This is a genomic window from Oleiphilus sp. HI0043 (assembly GCF_001634935.1).
In genome coordinates, this window is sequence record NZ_LWEY01001001.1 from 1 (window position 1) to 313 (window position 313).

At 47.9% G+C, this 313-nt stretch carries 1 protein-coding gene; it reads right to left on the reverse strand.

The features are described from left to right. Nucleotides 1-313 (reverse strand): acetyl-CoA hydrolase/transferase C-terminal domain-containing protein (locus A3729_RS10780; RefSeq protein WP_304439718.1); only part of this gene is annotated, 313 nt, incomplete at both ends.

A 313-nucleotide genomic window follows, 5' to 3' on the forward strand; every position in this document is an offset into this window, starting at 1 on the left:
CAGGCAATGAATGAGCCATCGATACGAAGTTATATTGGCCACCTACACCACTCACAACCGTGCCATTTTCTAGGCCATCTGATACAACCGCACCACTCAGCGTCACCATCATGCCGGTGTTTATAAAGCGAGCGTGCTTACGCTGCGCAGATAGGAGCGGATGATTGTAGTCAAGCTGGTTGATATGACCGACACTCGACATACAGATCTTTTCATTTTCCTCTCGACTCATGTCGCGCAAAGCTTGATAAAAGTCTTGAGGCCCTAGATAGAAGCCACCATGCATATAGATACCACCCTTGAGGTTATCACC